At 48.4% G+C, this 20,736-nt stretch carries 17 protein-coding genes; 6 read left to right on the forward strand and 11 right to left on the reverse strand.

The genetic code is table 11. The features are described from left to right. The first annotated feature begins 244 nt into the window (after positions 1 to 244). The 3 genes from HP552_RS22540 to HP552_RS22550 are packed head-to-tail and all read left to right on the forward strand — an operon-like array spanning position 245 to position 2,432. Positions 245 to 382 (forward strand): hypothetical protein, encoded by a 138-nt coding sequence (locus tag HP552_RS22540; protein ID WP_175397643.1) that lies wholly within the window; start codon positions 245 to 247, stop codon positions 380 to 382. Beyond that, a complete protein-coding gene (locus HP552_RS22545; RefSeq protein ID WP_175397644.1) occupies positions 383 to 1,750 on the forward strand; it encodes an arsenic transporter in 1,368 nt (455 codons plus the stop codon). It begins immediately after the preceding gene. A 13-nt stretch (positions 1,751 to 1,763) separates the two neighbouring features. Next, the gene (locus HP552_RS22550; protein WP_312884333.1) at positions 1,764 to 2,432 is read left to right on the forward strand and encodes a YwrJ family protein; all 669 of its coding nucleotides are present in this window, start codon (positions 1,764 to 1,766) and stop codon (positions 2,430 to 2,432) included. Positions 2,433 to 2,539: 107 nt separating this feature from the next. On the opposite strand, the gene HP552_RS22555 is transcribed toward HP552_RS22550, so the two are convergent. The 9 genes from HP552_RS22555 to HP552_RS22595 all read right to left on the reverse strand — a co-directional run bounded on the left by HP552_RS22555 (position 2,540) and on the right by HP552_RS22595 (position 15,693). Beyond that, positions 2,540 to 3,397, reverse strand: coding sequence for a hypothetical protein (locus tag HP552_RS22555; protein ID WP_175397645.1), 858 nt, complete (start codon positions 3,395 to 3,397; stop codon positions 2,540 to 2,542). Between the two features lie 263 nt (positions 3,398 to 3,660). Next, a complete protein-coding gene (locus HP552_RS22560; protein WP_175397646.1) occupies positions 3,661 to 4,404 on the reverse strand; it encodes a nuclease-related domain-containing protein in 744 nt (247 codons plus the stop codon). A 283-nt stretch (positions 4,405 to 4,687) separates the two neighbouring features. Then, positions 4,688 to 5,581 (reverse strand): NAD(P)-dependent oxidoreductase, encoded by an 894-nt coding sequence (locus HP552_RS22565; protein ID WP_175397647.1) that lies wholly within the window; start codon positions 5,579 to 5,581, stop codon positions 4,688 to 4,690. A gap of 108 nt (positions 5,582 to 5,689) precedes the next feature. Then, on the reverse strand, positions 5,690 to 8,023 hold the full coding sequence (locus tag HP552_RS22570) for a helix-turn-helix domain-containing protein (protein WP_175397648.1): 2,334 nt from the start codon (positions 8,021 to 8,023) through the stop codon (positions 5,690 to 5,692). A gap of 59 nt (positions 8,024 to 8,082) precedes the next feature. After that, on the reverse strand, positions 8,083 to 10,164 hold the full coding sequence (locus HP552_RS22575; protein ID WP_175397649.1) for an alpha-amylase family protein: 2,082 nt from the start codon (positions 10,162 to 10,164) through the stop codon (positions 8,083 to 8,085). Between the two features lie 18 nt (positions 10,165 to 10,182). Continuing rightward, positions 10,183 to 11,715, reverse strand: coding sequence for an extracellular solute-binding protein (locus tag HP552_RS22580; RefSeq protein ID WP_175397650.1), 1,533 nt, complete (start codon positions 11,713 to 11,715; stop codon positions 10,183 to 10,185). Between the two features lie 80 nt (positions 11,716 to 11,795). Further along, positions 11,796 to 12,677 carry a carbohydrate ABC transporter permease gene (locus HP552_RS22585; RefSeq protein ID WP_175397651.1) on the reverse strand — a complete coding sequence of 294 codons (882 nt, stop codon included), beginning with the start codon at positions 12,675 to 12,677 and terminating at the stop codon, positions 11,796 to 11,798. Positions 12,678 to 12,719: 42 nt separating this feature from the next. Then, positions 12,720 to 13,673 carry an ABC transporter permease gene (locus HP552_RS22590; protein WP_095288712.1) on the reverse strand — a complete coding sequence of 318 codons (954 nt, stop codon included), beginning with the start codon at positions 13,671 to 13,673 and terminating at the stop codon, positions 12,720 to 12,722. 4 nt (positions 13,674 to 13,677) lie between these two features. Continuing rightward, positions 13,678 to 15,693, reverse strand: a complete 2,016-nt coding sequence (locus HP552_RS22595; RefSeq protein ID WP_175397652.1) for a beta-galactosidase — start codon at positions 15,691 to 15,693, stop codon at positions 13,678 to 13,680. A gap of 275 nt (positions 15,694 to 15,968) precedes the next feature. On the opposite strand from HP552_RS22595, the gene HP552_RS22600 reads away from it, so the two are divergent. From HP552_RS22600 to HP552_RS22610, 3 genes are read left to right on the forward strand one after another with little or no spacing between them, the layout of a single operon-like run. Beyond that, positions 15,969 to 17,105 (forward strand): GerAB/ArcD/ProY family transporter, encoded by a 1,137-nt coding sequence (locus HP552_RS22600; protein WP_175397653.1) that lies wholly within the window; start codon positions 15,969 to 15,971, stop codon positions 17,103 to 17,105. Then, positions 17,062 to 18,567, forward strand: a complete 1,506-nt coding sequence (locus tag HP552_RS22605; RefSeq protein ID WP_175397654.1) for a spore germination protein — start codon at positions 17,062 to 17,064, stop codon at positions 18,565 to 18,567. Before HP552_RS22600 ends, HP552_RS22605 begins: the two co-directional genes overlap by 44 nt. Beyond that, positions 18,564 to 19,727 (forward strand): Ger(x)C family spore germination protein, encoded by a 1,164-nt coding sequence (locus HP552_RS22610; protein WP_175397655.1) that lies wholly within the window; start codon positions 18,564 to 18,566, stop codon positions 19,725 to 19,727. Before HP552_RS22605 ends, HP552_RS22610 begins: the two co-directional genes overlap by 4 nt. Positions 19,728 to 19,830: 103 nt before the next feature. Here the strand turns inward: HP552_RS22610 and HP552_RS22615 are convergent, their stop codons facing one another. Continuing rightward, a complete protein-coding gene (locus tag HP552_RS22615; RefSeq protein ID WP_175397656.1) occupies positions 19,831 to 20,331 on the reverse strand; it encodes a hypothetical protein in 501 nt (166 codons plus the stop codon). A 40-nt stretch (positions 20,332 to 20,371) separates the two neighbouring features. After that, positions 20,372 to 20,728, reverse strand: coding sequence for a hypothetical protein (locus HP552_RS22620; RefSeq protein WP_175397657.1), 357 nt, complete (start codon positions 20,726 to 20,728; stop codon positions 20,372 to 20,374). Positions 20,729 to 20,736 lie beyond the last annotated feature (8 nt).

A 20,736-nucleotide genomic window follows, 5' to 3' on the forward strand; every position in this document is an offset into this window, starting at 1 on the left:
ACCAATACCGTAAATTGAGTAACTTGGGAATGATCGATTAAACTATTATCAAGATGGAACGCCGTGTGCGGTGAAAGTCGCATGCACGGTGTGGAGGTGGGGAAAAGGTAGCGACGTAGTCAAAGCCTTACCTATACCTATCTGGTGGCAACAAGTCTGGCGGCAACAAATCCGGCGGTAAAAAGAGATCTTAATGATCACGTAACAGCTTAAGTTATCAACCAGTTTAAAGGGGGGAATCATCATGTTGATCTTCATTGCCATTGTCTTGATCGGTGTGCCTTTATACTGGATCGTTTCACCTGGAAGGCCCACTCCGACACACGAACACTCGATTCAATCTTCACCAGGACTTCTCCCCCTGGGAGGTGAATCACAGTAAATGCCTGATTACCAATTGTGGTTAACCTTCGGGGTATTTATGATCACTGTCATTTTCCTGATGTGGCGGCCTGGCGGATTAAACGAGTCCATTCCTACTTCGCTAGGCGCCCTTCTTCTCGTTTTAACTGGCGTGAGCAGTTTCGCTCATATCGTTGGCATCTTCGGGATTGTTTCCGGTGCAGCCGTAACCATTCTCTCTACCATCGTTATGTCGATCATTCTCGATAGCATCGGTTTTTTTCGCTGGATCGCTATCAATATGATCGAAAAGGCACGAGGCTCCGGCTTCCGATTGTTCTGGCTGATTCTATTGCTCTGTTTTCTCATGACGGTCTTCTTCAACAACGACGGCAGTATATTGATCACAACACCAATTATTCTGCGAATCTGCTCCATACTTCGCCTGAAAATGCATCAGCAGTTACCTTACCTGATTTCAGGAGCGCTTATCGCTACGGCTTCCAGCGCGCCAATTGGACTTAGTAATCTCGCGAATCTGATCGCTTTGCAAATGGTAGGTTTGAACCTAAACACCTATACCCAGATGATGTTTGTGCCATCGATGCTGGGAATTATTGTGATGACGGTACTGCTATTCTATTATTTTCGAAAAAGTATTCCCAAGGTTATTCATCACTTCCCTATATCCTTGCAATCTCCATCCGGTTCGGGGTATCATCCGCTGCAAACAGGAGATCAGGAGACGCAACCAACCGATAGCGCAAAGAAGGTGGACTGGTGGCTGTTTCGAGTCTGTATCGGAATTGTCGTATTTATTCGTGCAGGATACTTTCTCGCTGAGCAATGGGGCATTCGTATGGAGGTTGTCGCGATCACAGGTGTTGTTCTTATGCTGGCTGTGCGTTGGTATCGCACCCGGACTGGACTTAAGGATGTAATCACTCAAACGCCCTGGCATATTCTACTTTTCGCCTTCAGCATTTATATTATTGTGGATAGTCTTCATCGGGCTGGAATGACAGCTACTATCATTCAATGGATGCAACCTTTGGTAGAAGGTGGTAACGCCAGCCTCATTGCTGTATCAGGGCTAATGCTTACTCTATTATCCAATCTGTTCAATAACCTGCCTTCTGTGATGATCGGAACATTTGCAGTAACAGATCTTCAGTTAAGTGATACACAGCTGCATCTGGCCTATCTTGCCAACATTCTGGGAAGTGATATTGGAGCCTTACTGACACCTATAGGCACCCTAGCAACGTTGATCTGGATGTATATTTTAAAGACCCACCATGTGCGAGTCTCTTGGAAACAGTATATGAAAGTCACCTTTATTGTGATACCAATTAGTCTAATTGTCAGCCTATTTTCCCTATATATTTGGACTTCTATTCTATATTGAGAGGAGGTATACTGTGAAATTCCCAACAATGTGGCTTGGAAAATCCATCGAATTGGAATTATCCGGCTGTAAATTTCCGATTCAGGGTGAGATTATTGATATGGGTCAGGACTTGATTGTGGTTTACGGACAACAGCGATTCACCTATGTGCCCCTTCATCACCTTCAATCCATGCATGTGAATAAAGCGGAGGATACTAGCTCCACTACCAACGTACCACCGCCTGATCCCGAAATGGATCACAACAATATATCGTATCGCAAAATATTGATGAATGCCCGTGGAAGATTCAGTGAAATTTCGATAGGCGGACGCACACTGCATGGTTATATTACGAATATTATGAACGACTACTTCATATTCTTCTCCCCACTACATCATGCGGTCTACGTCTCCATCAATCATCTGAAATACATTATACCTTCTCCGACAAACAGCACACCCTATTCCCTAAGTCAGCAGCATTTCCCCATTCAGCCTGCGTCCATGCCCCTTTCCCGTACACTGGAACAACAGCTTCAGAAAATGGTTGGTGAACTTGTCATCCTGAATCTGGGTGACAAGCCATATCGGGCTGGATTACTGAAAGCTGCAGACAACAATTTACTTGAACTGGTTGAAGCAGAGGGCAATACCTTGATTATGCACACCGATCATGTTCAAACCATTCATTTGCCTTAAATGGGGGTATTACGAGAAAAAGGTCCATTCTGCTTATCACAGATGGACCTTTCTTTATTTTTTGGTGAAGATATTCGTGCAAGTCTATACATTGGCTAGCTTCTTTTCTATTTTCCGTAAGTCTGCTCCATGCGCTCTTCCTCATTCGTGGAAAGCAATACGTTGAGAAGACCCATGGCGTTATTGGCGTCTGTTCTCGCCGTCTTGTACATCTCGGCAAATGCTGCCTCATCCTGCTCGGGGTCCATGGCTGCCAGCTTGCCCCATGAATTGCGGGCCTTGTCATAGAGCTGGCTCAAGGTGATGTCATATGGGTGCTGCGCAACCGGGGCCATGGATTCAAATTTGGCGGTTACTCTGAAGAAATCCATGGAGTCCTGAAACGATTGGCTGCTGTAATCCTTGTTATTCATGGCATCTTCAGTAATCAGCAGACCTTCACGCGAGATAAACAGCGTTTTGACCATCGCCCGTTCCAGATTGGTGGCTTCCTCCCAGGTTATATAAGACACGTCAGGTGCCTGAACAGTCGTAAAAAAGGGAAATGCATCATCAATCAAACGCTGTGTATTGGCATGAATCGGCACCTCCGCATTCATATCCACCACTGTATCGCTGTAATTGGCAACGTTAATATTTTTGGAACCTTCCTCACTGACCCTGCGAACCGGATGATCGTCCAGGGGGATGCGAATATAACCAAGCTTGTCCGCGTATTCGTCCTGCAGTTCTTTCAACGTTTCCGTACCAGTGGAGGCTGGTTCCGAAGTGTTACTCCCGATCTCCTCTGCCGCTGCAGTTTCGGCTCCGGACTGCTCGGTGCTGCTGCTCGCTGTCGCATCAGTACCCGCCTCCTGAACAGGCTCTTGACTGGCAGTTTCCTTGGCCCCGCCGCCGCATGCGGTCAGAACCGCAGCCAAGCTGAATATCGCCGTAAACATCCGAATCGGTTGTGTCCATCTCATGGCATAATCTTCCCCTTATCTTATGTATGCATATAAACTACATTAACCATGGCATGTAAAATTGAATTCATATTCCATTTATGATCTACATTCGGATAACATGCCATATTCACAGGTAAGCATTGGTTTACATTCTATCATAAGTTAAATTTTGGGTGTATACGACGATGTACCTGTCTCTGTGAGCTGTCATGACTGGATTCCCCAACCAAAGTACAAAGAAAACACTGTCATCCCGAAGGATAACAGTGTCTGCAAAAAAGCTATTTAATACCTTTGGCCTTCTCTATATGTTCTGCTCGGGTCTGTGGTTCCGTGCAATTGGCTGCGGAGAGCAGGGAATAGATGGCCTGAATATCCTGTTCCTTGTATAACGTCTCAGGGACATCTGCCTCAAGCTTTTCCGTTTTGCGCAGAATGGTTTCGACCAATTCATGATCATAAATTACCAGTTCATCCGAATTCACATACCGCACTGCAGGATCCACGCTGATTCGGCAGCGGTTGGTGAAGGTCACCATCGAAATCAGGCGCATACGCTTATAATCTCCGAGATGTGCATGAACGGCCTCAACATGGCCCCGATGCTGCATCAGAGGATTATACATCTTGATTCGGCTGGTGCTGACGGTCCAATTGGCTTCTCTGCGGCCTCCACGAATCTCACCTGTCGTCAGGTTGCGGGTTTCGATGACGAAGATCCCCCGCGGGCCAATGACAACATGATCTATCTGGGAATAGCCCGAACGTGATTTCGGATTGGGAACGAGCAGATCATTCAGGACCTTGTATTGCCCTGGAAGACTGTACAACCGATCTGCTGTGCTCGGTTCTTCCGGCTCTCTGATCCAGTCCGATTCGTGTTTGGATTTTGACTTGGATTTGCGACGGCTCCGGACCAGTCGTGCAGGCGCTGGGCTAGCTGCCGGCATCGCTCCGGCAGAAGCTGTAATCGGATTGGCAAGCTCTGGCTGTGTCTTGAACAGAGACAGGATTTTTTTGAACATGGGCAAGCTCCGTTCTAATATAGTATGAGTTACAGGGGACCATTACGACAGTTGAACGACATCTTTGCACTTCCATTATGTAAACTTCTATTACTTATGTCGGATAAAGTAGGGTGAAATTAAAGGGCGACAGGCCTAATTCTCTTTTATAAACCAAAGTATAAGATAATATTTAACCAATACTGTGACTTTAGACGCATGTGATAGGCCGAAAATTAAAAAAACAGCGTATTCCCTCTCCATCTAAGAAAAAGAACACGCTGCTTCTTGTGATAAGTTTCAATTAAGCTTGAAGATAATACGTATAGAGCACCTGTGTACCCTTCTCATCCAGACCGTTTCTGGATATTTCCTGATAGAGGGATTCCGCGAGCGCAAGACCCGGCGTCTTCATGCCCATAGCTTTGGCCGATTCAAGGGCAATCCCCATGTCTTTGATAAAATGTTTTACATAGAATCCAGGCTCAAAATCACCCTTGATCATACGCGGACCGAGATTGCTAAGCGACCAGCTTCCGGCTGCTCCGGTCGCAATGCTCTTCAGCACATTTTCCGCGTCCAGACCCGATGTTTTGGCATAAGCAAGTGCTTCGCACACACCCATCATGCCGGATGCAATGGCGATCTGATTACACATTTTGGTATGCTGGCCTGAACCAGCCTTGCCCTGCAGCACAATGTTGGTGCCCATACAATCGAACAGCGGACGTACCGCTTCGAATGCTTCCGAAGTACCACCAACCATGATGGACAACTTGCCATCCCGTGCGCCAATATCTCCACCCGATACCGGTGCATCCAAAGCATGCAGTCCTTTGGACTCTGCAGCCTCGAAAATGCGAGCAGCCAGCATGGGGCTGGAGGTTGTCATATCAATCAGGGTTGAACCTGGCTTGGCGTTTGCCACAAGACCATCTTCACCAAGATAGATTTCCTCTACATCCTTCGGATACCCTACCATAGTGATAATGACATCACACTCCGCTGCAAGTTTGCCTGGTGTGTCATGCCATACGGCCCCTTCATTCACCAATGCTTCCGCTTTGGCAGCCGTACGCGTATAAACATGCAGTGGGTAGCCCGCCTGCTGGATGTGACCTGCCATGCTTTTGCCCATAACGCCTGTACCGATAAAGCCAACTTTCGTTTCTCCAGGTGCCTTCGTCGTATTTGTCATCGTAGGTTTCCTCCTTGTTTCTCTATGTTTTTGTGAATTGCTCGTCTTGGATCGCTATATCTGTATGTTATAGCTTTCGTACGCCGCCGTCTATCATTTGCATCAAATCTAGCGGACCGACATCCGATATTGATTAGGCGACATCTGAACGAAACGCTGAAATGCCCTGTTCAAATTACGTTCGGAATACCCTACCTGTTCGGCAATTTCCGTAATGGTATAATCGGTGTCCTGCAGCAATTGCTTCGCTTTTTGCACCTTCAGATTCATTAAGTATTCGATAAAGGATACCCCCATCTCCTTCTTGAACAGCCTGCTCAGATAGGAAGGACTGACGTTCACCAGTTCAGCACAATCCGATAATGACTGCAATCCTTCGGGCCTGCTGCTCAGATGTTCACAGACCCGCTGGACGATCAGACGGGAAGAATTGGTGCGGAGATCCTGACTGGTTTCAATGCATAACGGAAACAGCACACCGATAAACCAGTCGTGCATTTCCTTCGATGTCTGATTCTCCTGAAGCTGATCGAACAGATTCCCGCCCAGCCGTTCCAGCATGCCGGGACCCTTCGTTTCCATGGATTGAATGATCGCCGATAGCAGCATATGATACCCCTGGATCATGACAGTATAAGATTCGGAGGAACGAACTCTTTTGGAAAACCTGTGAAGCGCATCTTCCGCATGGGGAAGCATTCCATTCCATAGGGATTCAAGGATCTCCTCTTCCATCTCCCGGGGATACATAAAGACCGGATTACGCTGGGTGGCCAGAATATCTTCATAGAACAGAACATTCTCAGCATCGTCAAATAACCGATATTGCAGGGCGAGCTGGGCTTCGCGGAAAGACTCCGCTACGCCAGCAAGTTGACCGGGACGCCCCACGCCCACTGCAGCTGAAAAGGATAAATACTGGTCCAGGGCATGATGAATATCCTCAGCGTAACGACATACCCTCTGTCTTGCTTCAGAAGAAGGTATCTCCGGATTGAAGTGCAGTATGGCTACCGAGTCACTGTCATTTTTGTCTACGACATATCCCCTCAAGTCATGCTCTTGGCTGAGCAGCTCATCCATTACATTTCTCAGCGCAAATACAATCACCGGTCCTTCGCTGGGCAAGAAACGTTTTTTCTTCACCAGATTCTCGACTTTGACAACCAGCACCAGAAATTGCCCCTCTGTTGGCACATCATGTCTGGCGCATTCTTCATCCAGCCTGCTGCCGCTCCATGAACCGCTAAATTGCAGTAACTTCTGCAGAAAACGATCGCGCAGATCGGGCTGTATGCCTTCGATATACCGATTCAGGGTCTCCGTCTGTTCATTGAGATAGCTGAGTGATGACCTGATATATTCAATTTCGTTTCCTTGCGGAGAAGATTCATGCCCGTTCCTGCGCAAATTTTCCCCGTATCGCAGCAGCTGTTGGATGGGATTATAGGCCAGTCGTGAACTGAACCAGGTGAGCAGCATGCCTACCAGCACAAAGATGGATACCGAAATCAGGATTAATACCTTAATCCAGTTCAATTGGGCAATCATCTCCCGCTCAGGGAGCTGGGACACATACGTCCTCCCCATCGATGCCGAGGCATATGCCACAAGCTCATTGCCGTGTTCACCCTTCAGCACTTCATGACCCGACCGTTCCCTGCCTTCTGCATATGCGATCTGCTGCAGCACAGCATCCTCCGATGCCATTTTGCCGATCTCGCCAGGCCCGTCGGTGTGCAAAATAATTTGCTGGTCTGCATTAAGAATGGCCAGAGACTGATCCTCCAGACTGACGGAATAGCTGCGGAGCAAACTCCGGAGCTCCTGTTCTTTCATCTGCAAGATAACTACTCCTCGCGGCTCCCCCTGGCCCATGACGGGCAGTTTCCTGACATAGGAAATGTAGCCTGCTTCTCCGGATTGAGGCAGGTACGCCCACCCTGCCTGTGTGTTCCCTTCAAGTGCAGCCTTCATATCCTGCTTCTCCTTGTAATCTGCGAGCGAAACCAATCCATAATAATGGGACAACACCATATCCGTTTTAGCGTCAAAATAAATCATTTCTTCAATCAAGTTATTGGTGTTTTTATGCAGTTGAAACAGATCAAGCAGATCCAGATGGAGAAAGTAATCACTCTTATAATGGGTACTCCCCAGTGCATTTCGCATTAACGGACCACTGGCAAGCTGCATGGATTCATGCTCCATATTGGTTAGAATATTCTCCACCCTGTCTTTGAGCAAATTCAATGAGGCCATATTGTTATCCTGGAATTGTTCGGTCAATTTAATCATGGAGAAATGATAGTAAGCGCTTCCGGCAAGCACGACCGGAATGACCACCGACATGCACCCCAACCAAATCAGTCTTTTCAGATAACCATTCGTTGCGAACCAGCGGTCAAGCGCTGATTGGATGGTCTGCATCATGCGCCTCATGGAATCACCCCCGTCTGCTGCTGTCCTGCACTCATCTCGCCATAAACTGTTCGGGTTCATTATATCAAGAGAGGTACCCGGATACACTCCCAAACGTCCAGCGTAGGCACGTTAATTTTCAGTTCACTTCCGATCATCTCCGTCTTCAGATGTACTCCAGCCATCAATGCTTCAGCTTCGCCGGCGGGACTTCCCTCCCCTGAACGGACCGTGATAACCATATCGTGTAACGGAAGTACGGATGACAAGGGTCTGCGCCCTGCTCCGTTTACCAGATGAATCAGCAGGTTGTGATCCTTGCGGAAAACTGTCAGCTGTAATCCGGGTGCTTCTGTGATCGATACCAGAGCTCTGTCGTTCAGCTGCAAATCTACAGCATTGGCAAACAATCTGAAGTGGTCCTCCAATTTAAATTCCTGTATCAGGCTGCTGAGTGAAAAAGGGAAATATAATGTCTTCCCTGCTCCATACGTTCTCAGCAGCGCCAGTGGCAGTTCTGTCTGTTTTACGGCCAGTGATGCCCGTTCTGGAGGAGCTCCGACACTTTCCAATGGGGAAAATGGGGGGACCAGCGTAGCCAGGACCTGCACCTCTGCATCGATAGGCTGACAATAGATGACCCTGCCGCGATGCGGTATTAATTCGGTCTCCTGCAGCTTCTGCTGCAGCGGGTTCACTTCTTCGCCTGTAAAATTCCTTTGTTCAAATCGCAGGTATGAAGCAACCAAATCCTCACTCTCCTGCATTTCCCCGGAAATACCAAACAGGTCCGTCAGCACATATTCATTCGTGTTCTCATCCTTCGGCAGTTCGCCCTCTGCAATAATGCGGCCACCCTGACTCACATAATCGTGGAGCAACTCTGCAAAGTCGGACGAATACGCAAATCCTTCAGGCAAGAGAACAACCGGATAAAGATGCAGGTTCACGCTCGCCATCTGTTCAGGCAAAATCACATCAAACGGGATATGTTTATGGATTAGTGCCTCAGCCAAGCCTTCTGCTGAACGATTGGCACTCCACATGATCGCCACCTGGTTCATTGGCTTCGCCCCATCCATGTAAGCAGCCAGCTTCGCCGCATCCCTGTTGACTTCCGTCACGGTACGCAAAATGCGCTTATCGGTAATCGTATCCGGGATTCCGGTTAATGAATGCCAGAGCTGGCCGCCATTGGCAGGGATCTGCGAGAGCCAGAACCGGTATTCGGCAGGCGGGAGCCCGGTGTGACGCCAGTCCATGCCTGGACAAGAGTGAACGATCCCGAAAGGATCAGGACGGCCTGGAACGGACCGCCCCACCTTAATACTGAGTGCTGGCTGCCAAAACTCCGGGATGCGAGTGTGACCAAGTGACAAGACGTCCTGCGGTTCGGTACAGAGCATATCGGTGATAGAGACTCGTTTCTCCAGATTATCCCGATGCAGATTATAGTACAGAATCATCGGCACTTCGGGCCGAACCGCCTTGATTACCTCATACATCCGGCCCAGATTATCATCGAAACAGCGGGCTGCAAAATCAGATGCCATTTCCGCAGAAGTTTCCGGCAGCGCTGTGCCATATATGTCCTTATATTTCTTTTGACACTTGGAGCATTGGCAAAATACATATCCTGGTGCGTTGAAAAAGACACCGTCAATTTCATACCGTTCCAGTGCTTCACGGATAACAGGAACAGCCAGCTCTTCGTTACGGTAACCTCCATTAATGCAGGTCGACATCAGAAGAGGCCAAGCCCCTGGACGGGTGGCTCCGATAATATCCGGCTGCCCGCCTTCCCTGCGCACAAACCACTGGGGTTTCTGCAAATAGACCGAATCCTCTGCCTTACTGAAATCAAAGCGGGCAATAAAGCGAATCCCCCGCTGATGACAGCTCCGGATCATGTCCCGCAGCAGATCGCTGCCGCGGGGCAAGTATTCATTGTGCACATGAAATGCCACATCGGATCGGTACCAGGCGTAGATTCCACCCACATTAAACACCATCGCATTGGCACCCATCTCCAGCATTTGATCCGCAAGGCGTTCGGGATCAATCTTCCCGGTGTCCTTTACCTGCATGTTCGGTTGAATGATACGCAGTGGCTGCTGCCACCAGGGACGCTGTTCCTTATCATTGGGGTTTGGAGTTTTCATCGCTTCTCCTCTACTTCGTTATTGTTGATTAAATTGCTCATAGGCGTTGGCCATTTCCTGATATGCCTGCTTAATGTCTGGCTGGCTGTTCAATTTGTCCACGTAGGCCTTGAATTCTTCCACACTGATCTGTCCTACAATCGTTCTCGTCATCATGGAACTGTACTCGTCTCCGTATTTGGGCCACGTCTCTCTCCAGGCTTCTGAGGTAATCACCCGATAGAAGTCGATCTTTCCAATCTCGTCGAAGTTCTCCACTTCCTTGATTTTGGCATCATTATAAGCTTTGTCGCCGGAAGCACTAATGACCTTGCCCCATTTGGCATACGCGAGCACTCCCGCCCCTTTGCTGGTTGTGTTGACTTCTTTGACACCCTGCTCGGTCAGCACTTTCTGTCCATCCTTCTCCGTATAGTGCGTGCCTTCGATTCCATAGTAGGCGAAATCCGTCATCTCCTGAGAAGCGGTCATGTCAAAATACTTCAGAAGCTGCTTCACCTTTTCCTCTGGCACCTTCTTCGAAATATAGAAACCGCCCGCAACTCCGGTCTCCAGTCCGACCGCTGCATCCCCATGGGGACCCGTCAGTGACAAGTTCAGAATTTTGGCATCTGGCTGCCCGGATTGTTTCATGGCCTGCTCCCATTCATGATCCCACCAGATCGGACGTCCGTAGGACGCGGCCCGGTTGGTCTTGAACAGTTCCTCCGCCTGACTCTCCTTCATAACGGCATACTCCTTGGACAGCAGCCCATCCGCGTACAGTCCGCGGAACCACTCGACCATCTCCACATATTGTGGTGTTAAACCGGGGCTCATGAGCCCGCCATCGTTATCATAGGTCGGGTTATACGCCCCGAATCCGGCCTGGAACATGGCTGGTGGATTGTTGACAAACAACAAGCCGACCGTATCCTTTTTTCCATTGCCATCCATATCACTGTCCACAATTTTCTTCAGGGTTTCTCTATATTCCTCGAATGTCTTGGGAATGGGCAGATTCAGCTGCTTTAGCCAGTCCTCCCGAATTTTCAGTCCTCCATCAACTCGGGAACGGGAGCGTGGAACGGCGTAAATGCCCCCATCCACTGACAGGTACTTGAGAGCATCGGGCGCGAGGTTCTCCTTCAGGTTCGGATATTCACTGAGATCTCCAAGAAAAGGAGTCAGGTCCCAAAAAGCACCATTTTTAATCGCGGTAATCAGGGTTGGGCGAATCTGATTCTGGTAGGCCACCACTTCCGGCAGATCGCCCGAGGCGAGAAGCAAATCCAGCTTTGTATCCAGATCTCCCGAAGGGACCCACTCAATATCGAGTTTGGCGTTGGTACGTTTCTCCCATTCGGTCCAGTATTCGTTGTTCATATCGGGAATTTCATTGTACAAGCCTGCAAACATCTTGATATCCAGCGGCTGATCGCTACCCGACTCCCCGCTATTATTGCTGCCTGCAGTCTCACCGGAACCGCTGTTTCCCGTACATGCTGCCAGCATGGATACTGCCAAGAACATGCATAGCCATGTTGTCCATCGTTTGTTGATCTTGTTCATTCGCCGTCATCTCCCTTATCGTCAGAAATATAGTAAGCGTTTGCATTTATACATAGGCAATAGCCCAACTTCATCAACAGTCAGCCTTTGACCGAACCAATCATGACACCTTTGGCAAAATGCTTCTGCAAGAATGGATACACGATCAGAATTGGTACCATTGCGAGTACGATTGATGCCATTCGAATGGTCTCCTGCGGCACTACACTTTCATCACTTGCGCCTGCCTGTGCTACGGCGACGGAATTTGAATCAATGACCAGCGTCTTGATGAGCAGCTGCAGCGTCCATTTGCTCGAATCGGACAAATAGATTAAGGCATTGAAATACGCATTCCAGTGTCCTACTGCAAAAAATAGTGTAAACGTAGCAATCGCTGGCATGGATAACGGTACAATAATCCGAAAGAACGCTGTGAGATCACTGCATCCATCAATCTGTGCCGCGTCCTCCAATTCGGAAGGAAGGGATTCCAGAAAACTTTTGATCACAATCAGGCTCCAGGCATTCGTCAGTCCAGGCAGAATCATGGACCAGTACGAGTTCAGCAGTCCCAGCTCTTTCACGAGCAAATAATTCGGAATAATCCCCGCACTGAACACCAATGTGAAAATGACCAATCCCATAATCCACTTATGCCCGGGCAGAGATCGCTTGGTTAACCCGTAAGCCATGGTGAAGGATACGATAATATTCAGTATGGTACCTACGATGGTAATAAACAACGTGCTTTTAAAGGCATTGATAAAACTGTTGGTCGATAAAATATATCGATAGGATTCCAGCGACCATTTCTCCGGGAACAGATAAAACTTGAGCGGCACATACACCTTCGGATCCGTAAACGACACACTGAATACATACAAAAACGGGAATATGCATGCCAGCGAGATTAAAGCAACCAGAATGTAATTGATCCAGTCAAAGAGCGTCAGCCCCTTTTTCTGCACAACAAAGCTCATAACCTATCCTCCTGTTCAGGAAAGAACAACAACCCTCCAAGTTTAATAAATCCCTTCATGTCCGAGTCTTCTCACAATTTTGTTGGCCGCCACGATCAGGAACAATCCGACCAGCCCCTTGAACAGCCCTACGGTAACCCCAATGCTGATCTTGCCTTGCAATATGCCATACGTGTAGGAATACGTATCAAACACCTCTCCAACCGAACGAACCAGCGGATTCATCATCAGCAAAATTTGTTCAAAACCCGTATCGGCCATGCTGCCCAGGCGAAGAATCAGCAAAATGATAATGGTCGGGCGGATGGCAGGCAGCGTAATATGCCAGATTTGCCGGAAACGTCCGGCCCCGTCGACAACAGCAGCTTCATACCGCTGAGGGTCCACTCCCGCCATGGCTGCGAGGAAAATGATCGTTCCCCAGCCGGCTTCCTTCCACATGCTTTGAGCTGTAAGCAGTCCCCAGAAATAATTCGGTTCCGATAGAAATGAAATCGTGTCCTTACCGCTCTGTGCAATCAGCTTGTTCACGATGCCCACGTCCGTCGAGAGCAGGAAAAACGTCATACTGGCAACGACGACCCATGATAGAAAATGAGGTAGATACACAATAGATTGATTGATTCGTTTGAACGTCTCATGCCGAATTTCGTTTAACATCAAGGCGAGCAGGATCGGCAGCGGGAAATGGAACACCAGCGCGATCAGATTAATGGCAAGTGTATTACGCAGCATGATGTAGAAGTTGGAGCTGGCAAACAGTTCATTAAAATGCTTGAATCCCACCCATTCACTTCCCGTAAACCCGAGGAACGGATTGTAATCCTGAAAAGCCAGCAGCAGTCCCCAGAGAGGCACGATCTTGAACAGCAGGAAATACAGCAGCCCCGGCAAAATAAGCAAATAGATCATACGGTGTTTATACATTCGTGACAGAAGACTGCCCGATTGCAGCTTGCCCGTCGCACGGTTCACCGTCGTTATCTGGGGTTTCATCGGTTTATGTCACCTCTTTCTTCAGGTCAGGGTCCATCTCGATCACAATGGCTTCATAGCTCTTCAGCCTAGGAATGCTTAGAGTTACGCTGCTCCCCACGACTTCGATTGGAATGGACTCCGATGAACACAATGAGTAGGCACGAGCAGGTGTCCCCATCGTGTTCAGCTCAATGATTTGGTTGAATAGCGGTATCGCTTCCATGTATGTCGTTCCGTTAAAGCCGGACAAGTTCAGAAGCTGGAGAAGCACATGCCCTTGGTCCGTCCGATTCAGAAACAGCTCCGTACTGGCAGGCAGCTCCGTCTTCAATAGACTCTCACCTATCAACCGAGTCAGAACATCCGTCACGGCATGTTTGTGGTCTTCGAAGCCGTGTCTGTAATACAGAACGCCCGGGTTCCATGTGTAATAGGCGGCTGTACCACCATTTGCCGGATGGGAGATCCCCAGTCCGTAGCTTTCGCCCACTTGGTGTCCATACGCCCGTTCCGGCGGGCCAAAAGATGCAGGTTCAATATAAGGCATACAGCACTCTGTCTTTGCGGAATCAAATTGCACATGTGCAAAACCACTGCTAACCGTGATCCATTCCCGGTCCTTCAGACTGGGAAAACGATCAACATCTGTTACCTGGAGGTATGCAGCTGGAAGCATGTCGGTATTTCCTGTATGAACGGCCCCAAACCAGTCAGACAACGCTTCTGCATCGTCGCGTAAGGCATTTCCTGTAGCAAGCAGTGCAACTCCTTGTTTGAGCAAATCGCCCAGCGTTTCTATGGTGTCTGGTTGGGGTCTTTGTAAACCAGGCAGGATGACCGCCTTCACCGCAGCCAGCTTATGCTTCATGGCTGTTATCTGATCTTCAACGATGACATCGAACAGCACATGAGATTCTTTTAACATTTTGAACAGTCCCAAATATTCGGTCCCCGCTTCAGCTGCCCTTGGTTTAATTAAGATCACTTCAGCCATTGTAGCGAGACTCCCATAGATATGTTCATGTGCTGCATGATATCGGAATATCTCCTGGGCTGCCGCAAAGTTTTTTCGATCCGGGTACCCCTCGAACGCCCCAATAATGCAGAAGTCGAGCCCGGATCCACTGGCGATATTTTGGTATAACCTTACTTCTGTCTCATAGGGGGAGACACCCGTGAATCGATAGGTCAGATCTATGGCATTGATGCTGCAATTGCTGACCCTTTTATCGTCCCAGCTGCTCACTACAGAAGCTACATTCTCTGAGGCCGAATACGGCCATAAGGGCAAGCTGCGGGTGAGCGATGTATTCGATTCCTTGCGAATGATATCGACTTGATGCGGATGGTAGGTGCTAATTGCCACATGGGGCCAGCGGGATTTTACCTCGTCATGGATTTTGTTCAGAATCTCTCGGGAGGTAACCTCCTGAAAATGAAGGTACGCTGTATGCAATTCATGCTCCGGACCTGTATAGTCCAGCAGTTCAGCCCCGCAAACCTCCTGGAAACGACGCCTGCAATTCTCACAATAACAAGGTCCATAGTGGTTCCCGCTGTAATCCCAGTGCTGGTAACCGAACATATTGAAGAAAATGCCGTCAACCGGATACTTCTCAAGCACTTCTGTAATTGACTCGATGGACTTCTCCTGCTGATATTCCCCGTTCAGGCACGTATGCACAATCCCGTAGTAATTTACTTCCTGTCCGTTACGGTCACGATAAAACCATTCCGGATGTGCCTCAAACAGCGATTCGTGCGCTTTGCTGAAATCGAAGCGGGCAATAAACTTCATTCCAAGCGCATGGGCCTTCAGTAAGGCCTCCTGCAGTAAATCGGTTTGAAGATAAGGCGTAACATATTGATGCTCCAATGTAGATGGATAAAAGGCAAAAATTCCTCCTGCATTCATCATTAGCACATTGGCTTGGAATTCTTGGAGCTCCTTCATCAACAGGTCCACATTCATGTCCGCGTCAATCTCGCGGAGATTGTTTTGAATCAGGCGAAGCCGGTTTGAAGACCACCAGTTCATTCGCATCGTCCTCCTCTTGTCTGCGATGTACCTTAACGGTAAACCCTGAATGACAGGCACAGTAGGGACATTTTTTGCAGATGTGAAGCAGGAAATATATGTCCGTTCTACCCGGGAAGATGTGCAGCATTATGGCAAACACCCCGGAAATGGGGACAAAAATTGTCCGTTCGCCATGATATGAAGCATTTGCTTCAAAAGCAGATAAGAGGAATCGAAATCCCATATGCTGTACAAGCTAACGGAAACTTCCTTGGACGGAAAGGAGGATTCCCATGAGCCGTGAAAAGGGTGAAATCACGATATGGCTTTCCTTTTCCATCATTTTGCTCAGTGCCGGACTTGTATGCCATGTTCTGTCTATTCCGGCGATTCTGGATCAGGCTGGCAGAGACGGCTGGTTATCCGTAGCGGCTGCTGCGCCTTTCTTCATGTTGTTTCTATGTATGATGTTCGTGATCATTCGCCGGGTGAGGGGACAGCGCCTGACGGACTGGATTACGCGGGAATTCGGCATTGTCCCTTCCTGGATCTTCCGTATTTCTGCCTCACTTCTGCTGCTTGCACTCGGAACACATACCCTATATGAGACAACGAACTGGACGGTGTCCACTTATCTGCAATTCACCCCGACATACGTGCTCGCAGGATGTGGAGTGTTAGTTGCTGCCTGGTCGGCTGCCAAAGGAATCCGGTCCATTGCCATGACTTCAAGTATCCTGCTCCCCTTCGTGATTTTGCTCGGATACTTCGTGATGTCAGCCAACATGAAATACAAGGACTATGGCCAGCTGTTCCCGATCATGGAATATGGTGCCGGTCCCGTTCTGAAAGGCATGATTTATTCGCTCGCAGGACTGATGGAGATCTGGATACTGATGCTCTTTCAGCACAAAGTCAAAAGCAAAATTCGCTGGTGGCACGTTCTGCTCCTCGGACTATTTATGATTACTATGGCGATAGGCCCTACTATGGGAGCTATTGTTGAATTCGGTCCGGAGGAAGCGGCCAAGCAGCGAAACAGCCCCTATGAACAATGGAAGCTGGTCAATATCGGGAAATTGTTCCAGCACGTGGATTTCCTATCCATCTATCAATGGCTGAGTGGTTCTTTTGCCAGAGTGGCTATCTCCATCTATCTCATTGTGGATCTGCTCGATTTTCGCAGACCCCGAAAGAGATACATCGCTGTTTTGTCCGTCGCATTCATCATGTGTTTTGTGGCCGTACAGTGGTGGCGAATTGACTATGTCGAATATTATGTGAATCATATTCAGTTTCCCGTGATGCTGGCCTATGTGTCCGTTGTCACTATTCTGTTGACCCTGGCCGCGTTCATACATAAAAAAGACAAGGAGGCTCCTGCCCATGCCGATCACAACCACACCCCAGAAGGACCTTCACCCGGATGAGTCTTTTCGTATCAACGAACACAACCTGACGACCTTTTTTGCCGGATCAGACGATGTTATCATCGGCAGCCATATGATCGGGGAGTCTCCCGTACAGATCATCATCGTGTATTGCAGCGGCATGGTGGACAGCAAATCCATCTATGATATTATTCTTCCCGAATTGACGCGGGCCTACGAGAGTACTCACTTTGTTCGTACATCCGATATTGAGAGATCCATCACCCTTCAATGGACCCGCATGGATTTGCAGGATAAGGCTCTGGGAACGAGACTGATGTCCCTGCGGGTATTTGAGGGGCATATGCTCATCAGTATCCCTTCCCTTCAGACGATGTGGAGCATGGATATTTCCAATATCCCTACCCGTACGCCAGAAGAATCCACGACTGAAGTATCCATCCGCGGAGCCCGGGACGGCTTTATCGAACGGTTGTCCGTCAATATCACGTTAATTCGCACACGTCTGCGGACAGCCGATTTGGCCTGCAATATTGAATTAATCGGTTCACGTTCGGTGACCAAAGTAGCACTGATGTATATCAAAAACATTGCGAACCCTGATCTGATCGATGATGTCAAGAATCGGCTGCGTAAAATTGATACGGAACGAATCCTGACCGCGAATGAGCTGGAAGAATTGCTGTCGCCTTCGAAAGTCACCCTGTTTCCGGTAACCCATTACACGGGCAGACCCGATTTTGCAGCGGAATGTCTACAGAACGGTCGCTTCGTCCTCATTGTGGATGGCAATCCAAGCGTCATCATTGGCCCGGTAAATCTGTTTCTGCTTCTCAAATCACCCGAGGATGCTAGCTTTCCATTTCTTTCGGTGAATATGGGCCGCATGCTGCGCTTTATCGGACTATTGGTAACCATATTCCTGCCTGGCTTCTATATTGCCCTTACTTCATTTCACATGGACCAGCTGCCTTTCCCGCTGGTAGCCACGATCTCGGTTGGACGAATGGGATTGCCTATGGAATCGGGTGTAGAAATGTTTCTCATTATGCTTTTGATGGAGCTGTTCCGGGAGGCAGGGGTACGGCTTCCTAGCGCCATTGGTCAGACGCTGACCGTCGTTGGAGGATTGATCATCGGGGATTCAGCCATTCGTGCGGGCATGGTCTCCCCGCTCATGATTGTCGTCATTGCCGTAACGGTCGTCGCCGGGGCAACGATCGTGAATCAGGTCATGACGAGCTCGGTTCTGATTTTGCGCTTTTTCTGTTATGTATTGGGAGCATCCCTTGGTATATATGGGTTCATTCTGTCCATTATCCTGTTCCTGATCTATCTGACCGATCTGAAGTCATTCGGCATCCCTTATCTGACCCCGCTGAGTCCGCTGAATATCAAACAGGCCCTCGCCTCCATGTTCAAGCTGCCGAAGGGCTGGATGAAACGCAGACCCGTATATCTCGAAACGCAGAAGCCTCGCAAGGAAGGTAATGATCGATGAAACAGCAGATACGCCGATGTTCGTTAGGTCTGCTTAGTCTTGCTCTGTGTATCGTGACCAGCGGGTGTTGGAGTGCCTATGAGATTCAACAGGTCGACTATGCCAAAGCGATCGGCGTCGATTATAAGGACGGAATGTATCACGTGTACGTACAGACTATGGACTTTGCCAGTGTAGCCAAAAGTGAGAGTTCAACCAAAAATGAGAAGCCTCCTCCCATATGGGTGGGACATGCAGCGGGGAAAACATTGAATCTGGCTGTAAATGAACTGTTCCGCAGTGCCCAGCTCCATATTGCCTGGGGACATGTGACGGCCATCGTTATGGCCGAAAATATTCTGACAAGCAATCATATCAAGGATGTGTTTGATATGCTCGGACGTTTCCCTGAATCAAGATATACGACTTGGGTGTACGGCACTCGTGAACCGCTTGAAGATATTCTAAGTGCTACGTCCATATACAATATGTCGCCGCTGGACAGCATTCTGCATAACCCGCTTCCCAGTTTTCTGGAGGAGTCCCTCTTTCCTCCGGTGCTCAGCTTCAAGCTCATTGCTACCCATAACGATCCGTCCACGACAACCTATCTGCCATGTATTGCCCTGAACAAGGATCATTGGTCGCAGAACAAAAAGAGTCATGAACTGTTTGTGATCGACGGAGCTTTTTTCGAAAGAACCGGAAATAACTTTGAATATTTGTCCCGCACTAAACTCCCAGGATACCACTGGCTGCTCAAGGATCTGCGGCGCGCACCACTGGCTATTGAAAATGAAGGAACCATTTATGGGGTCCTTAGTGTCGGCCTGCCCAGCCTTAAGATTGAGCCTGTCATTCAAGGCAATGAAGTTCGTTTCAACATTGATGCCAAGTACCTGACAGCCTTGTATGAATACCTCAACCCGATCTCCTATGATGAGATGGTCGAATTCAGCGAGAACACGTTACGGGATCAGATCCTGCAAACGTACCGTCAGGGACTGAAACGCGGTGTCGATATCTATGGCCTTGAGGAAAAGCTATATCGCAAAAATCCGAGCCTGTGGCGCAAGCTTTCAGACGATGGCTCCAAGATGATCCTTACGGAGGATTCAATCCAGCAGCTGAAAGTTAAAATTACCATTCCTTATACGGGTAAATTCCGCAGGAAAGTGTAGCAAGAGCAGCAAAATCCCCTTGTCTGGCTGAAGCCGGAATAAGGGGATTTTTGTTTAATACTCGGATTATTTTCATTTCAGGTATGGAAGATGAAGATAGGATTCATTGATTGCTACTATGCACCCTCCGTTCCATAAGGCAGCCAATCAATGTAGAAAATGACAGCCCGAACAGCAGGATCGGAAGGTTATAAAAAAGCGTATTCGTGTACTGGTTCAACCAGCCAAAACGGTATACTGCCGAATCCGGGTCACTCGTAAAACCATGAAGCTTTATGCGTAAATTCTCGATCATTTGAAGCTCCAGGAAGACAGACAGTACACACAGCAGGATGGCAAAGAGGAGCACCATTATGTATACTTTCCCACCCCTGTACTGGCGCTGATCATATAGCCACCATTTGGACAGTGATACTGTCCAGATACATAGGATTACAAATGTCAGAAGGGATGGAAAGAGAACCAGAACTCCCGGATTACCGTTGCCCGAAACTCCTTTGCCAGGTTCATGATGAAATGTTAACCCTTGTACGACAAAGACCATAAGTACATTCCAGAGCAGAAAGATGAAATATGGTTTGTTGACTCGTTTTATGCGATTCATATGCATCCCTCCCTGGGTTGTAAAGCTATGTATATTAAGACTACCGTAAAAATGGCACCTCAGATAGCGCTGTTCCTAAGTAACTTACCAATATCCAGGCCGCAAACCATAACAGAGGCAGCTGCATGATCCAGTAAGGAAAGATATATCTTTTCGCATGATAAGATGCCCAACCCGAGATTATAGCTGCAATAACACCGATGGGATACGTCATAAGCAGTGTACCTTCCAGACGGCTTGCGACCTCGTATTCGGGAGGTGTCGGTGCAGCGAGCGACATTCCCATGGCAAAAGCGATCAACGGCCAGAGCAGCAACGTCAAACCGTATAATAAAGTGAATATCAAAATGTACAAAAAACTTCTTTCTTTGCTTCGATCTAGGTCTATATTTGGCAAATCTACAT

The sequence above is a fragment of the Paenibacillus xylanilyticus genome, assembly GCF_013359935.1.
GTDB lineage: Bacteria > Bacillota > Bacilli > Paenibacillales > Paenibacillaceae > Paenibacillus > Paenibacillus xylanilyticus.

Excerpts from the sequence above, each read along its gene's own strand:
- HP552_RS22565 (WP_175397647.1), bottom strand. The coding sequence starts at position 5,581 with ATGACAAATACGACGAAGGCACCTGGAGAAACGAAAGTTGGCTTTATC.
- HP552_RS22585 (WP_175397651.1), bottom strand. The coding sequence starts at position 12,677 with ATGAGCTTTGTTGTGCAGAAAAAGGGGCTGACGCTCTTTGACTGGATC.
- HP552_RS22590 (WP_095288712.1), bottom strand. The coding sequence starts at position 13,673 with ATGAAACCCCAGATAACGACGGTGAACCGTGCGACGGGCAAGCTGCAA.
- HP552_RS22575 (WP_175397649.1), bottom strand. The coding sequence starts at position 10,164 with ATGAAAACTCCAAACCCCAATGATAAGGAACAGCGTCCCTGGTGGCAG.
- HP552_RS22600 (WP_175397653.1), top strand. The coding sequence starts at position 15,969 with ATGAGCCGTGAAAAGGGTGAAATCACGATATGGCTTTCCTTTTCCATC.
- HP552_RS22560 (WP_175397646.1), bottom strand. The coding sequence starts at position 4,404 with ATGTTCAAAAAAATCCTGTCTCTGTTCAAGACACAGCCAGAGCTTGCC.
- HP552_RS22545 (WP_175397644.1), top strand. The coding sequence starts at position 383 with ATGCCTGATTACCAATTGTGGTTAACCTTCGGGGTATTTATGATCACT.
- HP552_RS22580 (WP_175397650.1), bottom strand. The coding sequence starts at position 11,715 with ATGAACAAGATCAACAAACGATGGACAACATGGCTATGCATGTTCTTG.
- HP552_RS22555 (WP_175397645.1), bottom strand. The coding sequence starts at position 3,397 with ATGAGATGGACACAACCGATTCGGATGTTTACGGCGATATTCAGCTTG.
- HP552_RS22540 (WP_175397643.1), top strand. The coding sequence starts at position 245 with ATGTTGATCTTCATTGCCATTGTCTTGATCGGTGTGCCTTTATACTGG.
- HP552_RS22615 (WP_175397656.1), bottom strand. The coding sequence starts at position 20,331 with ATGAATCGCATAAAACGAGTCAACAAACCATATTTCATCTTTCTGCTC.
- HP552_RS22570 (WP_175397648.1), bottom strand. The coding sequence starts at position 8,023 with ATGAGGCGCATGATGCAGACCATCCAATCAGCGCTTGACCGCTGGTTC.
- HP552_RS22610 (WP_175397655.1), top strand. The coding sequence starts at position 18,564 with ATGAAACAGCAGATACGCCGATGTTCGTTAGGTCTGCTTAGTCTTGCT.
- HP552_RS22595 (WP_175397652.1), bottom strand. The coding sequence starts at position 15,693 with ATGAACTGGTGGTCTTCAAACCGGCTTCGCCTGATTCAAAACAATCTC.
- HP552_RS22605 (WP_175397654.1), top strand. The coding sequence starts at position 17,062 with ATGCCGATCACAACCACACCCCAGAAGGACCTTCACCCGGATGAGTCT.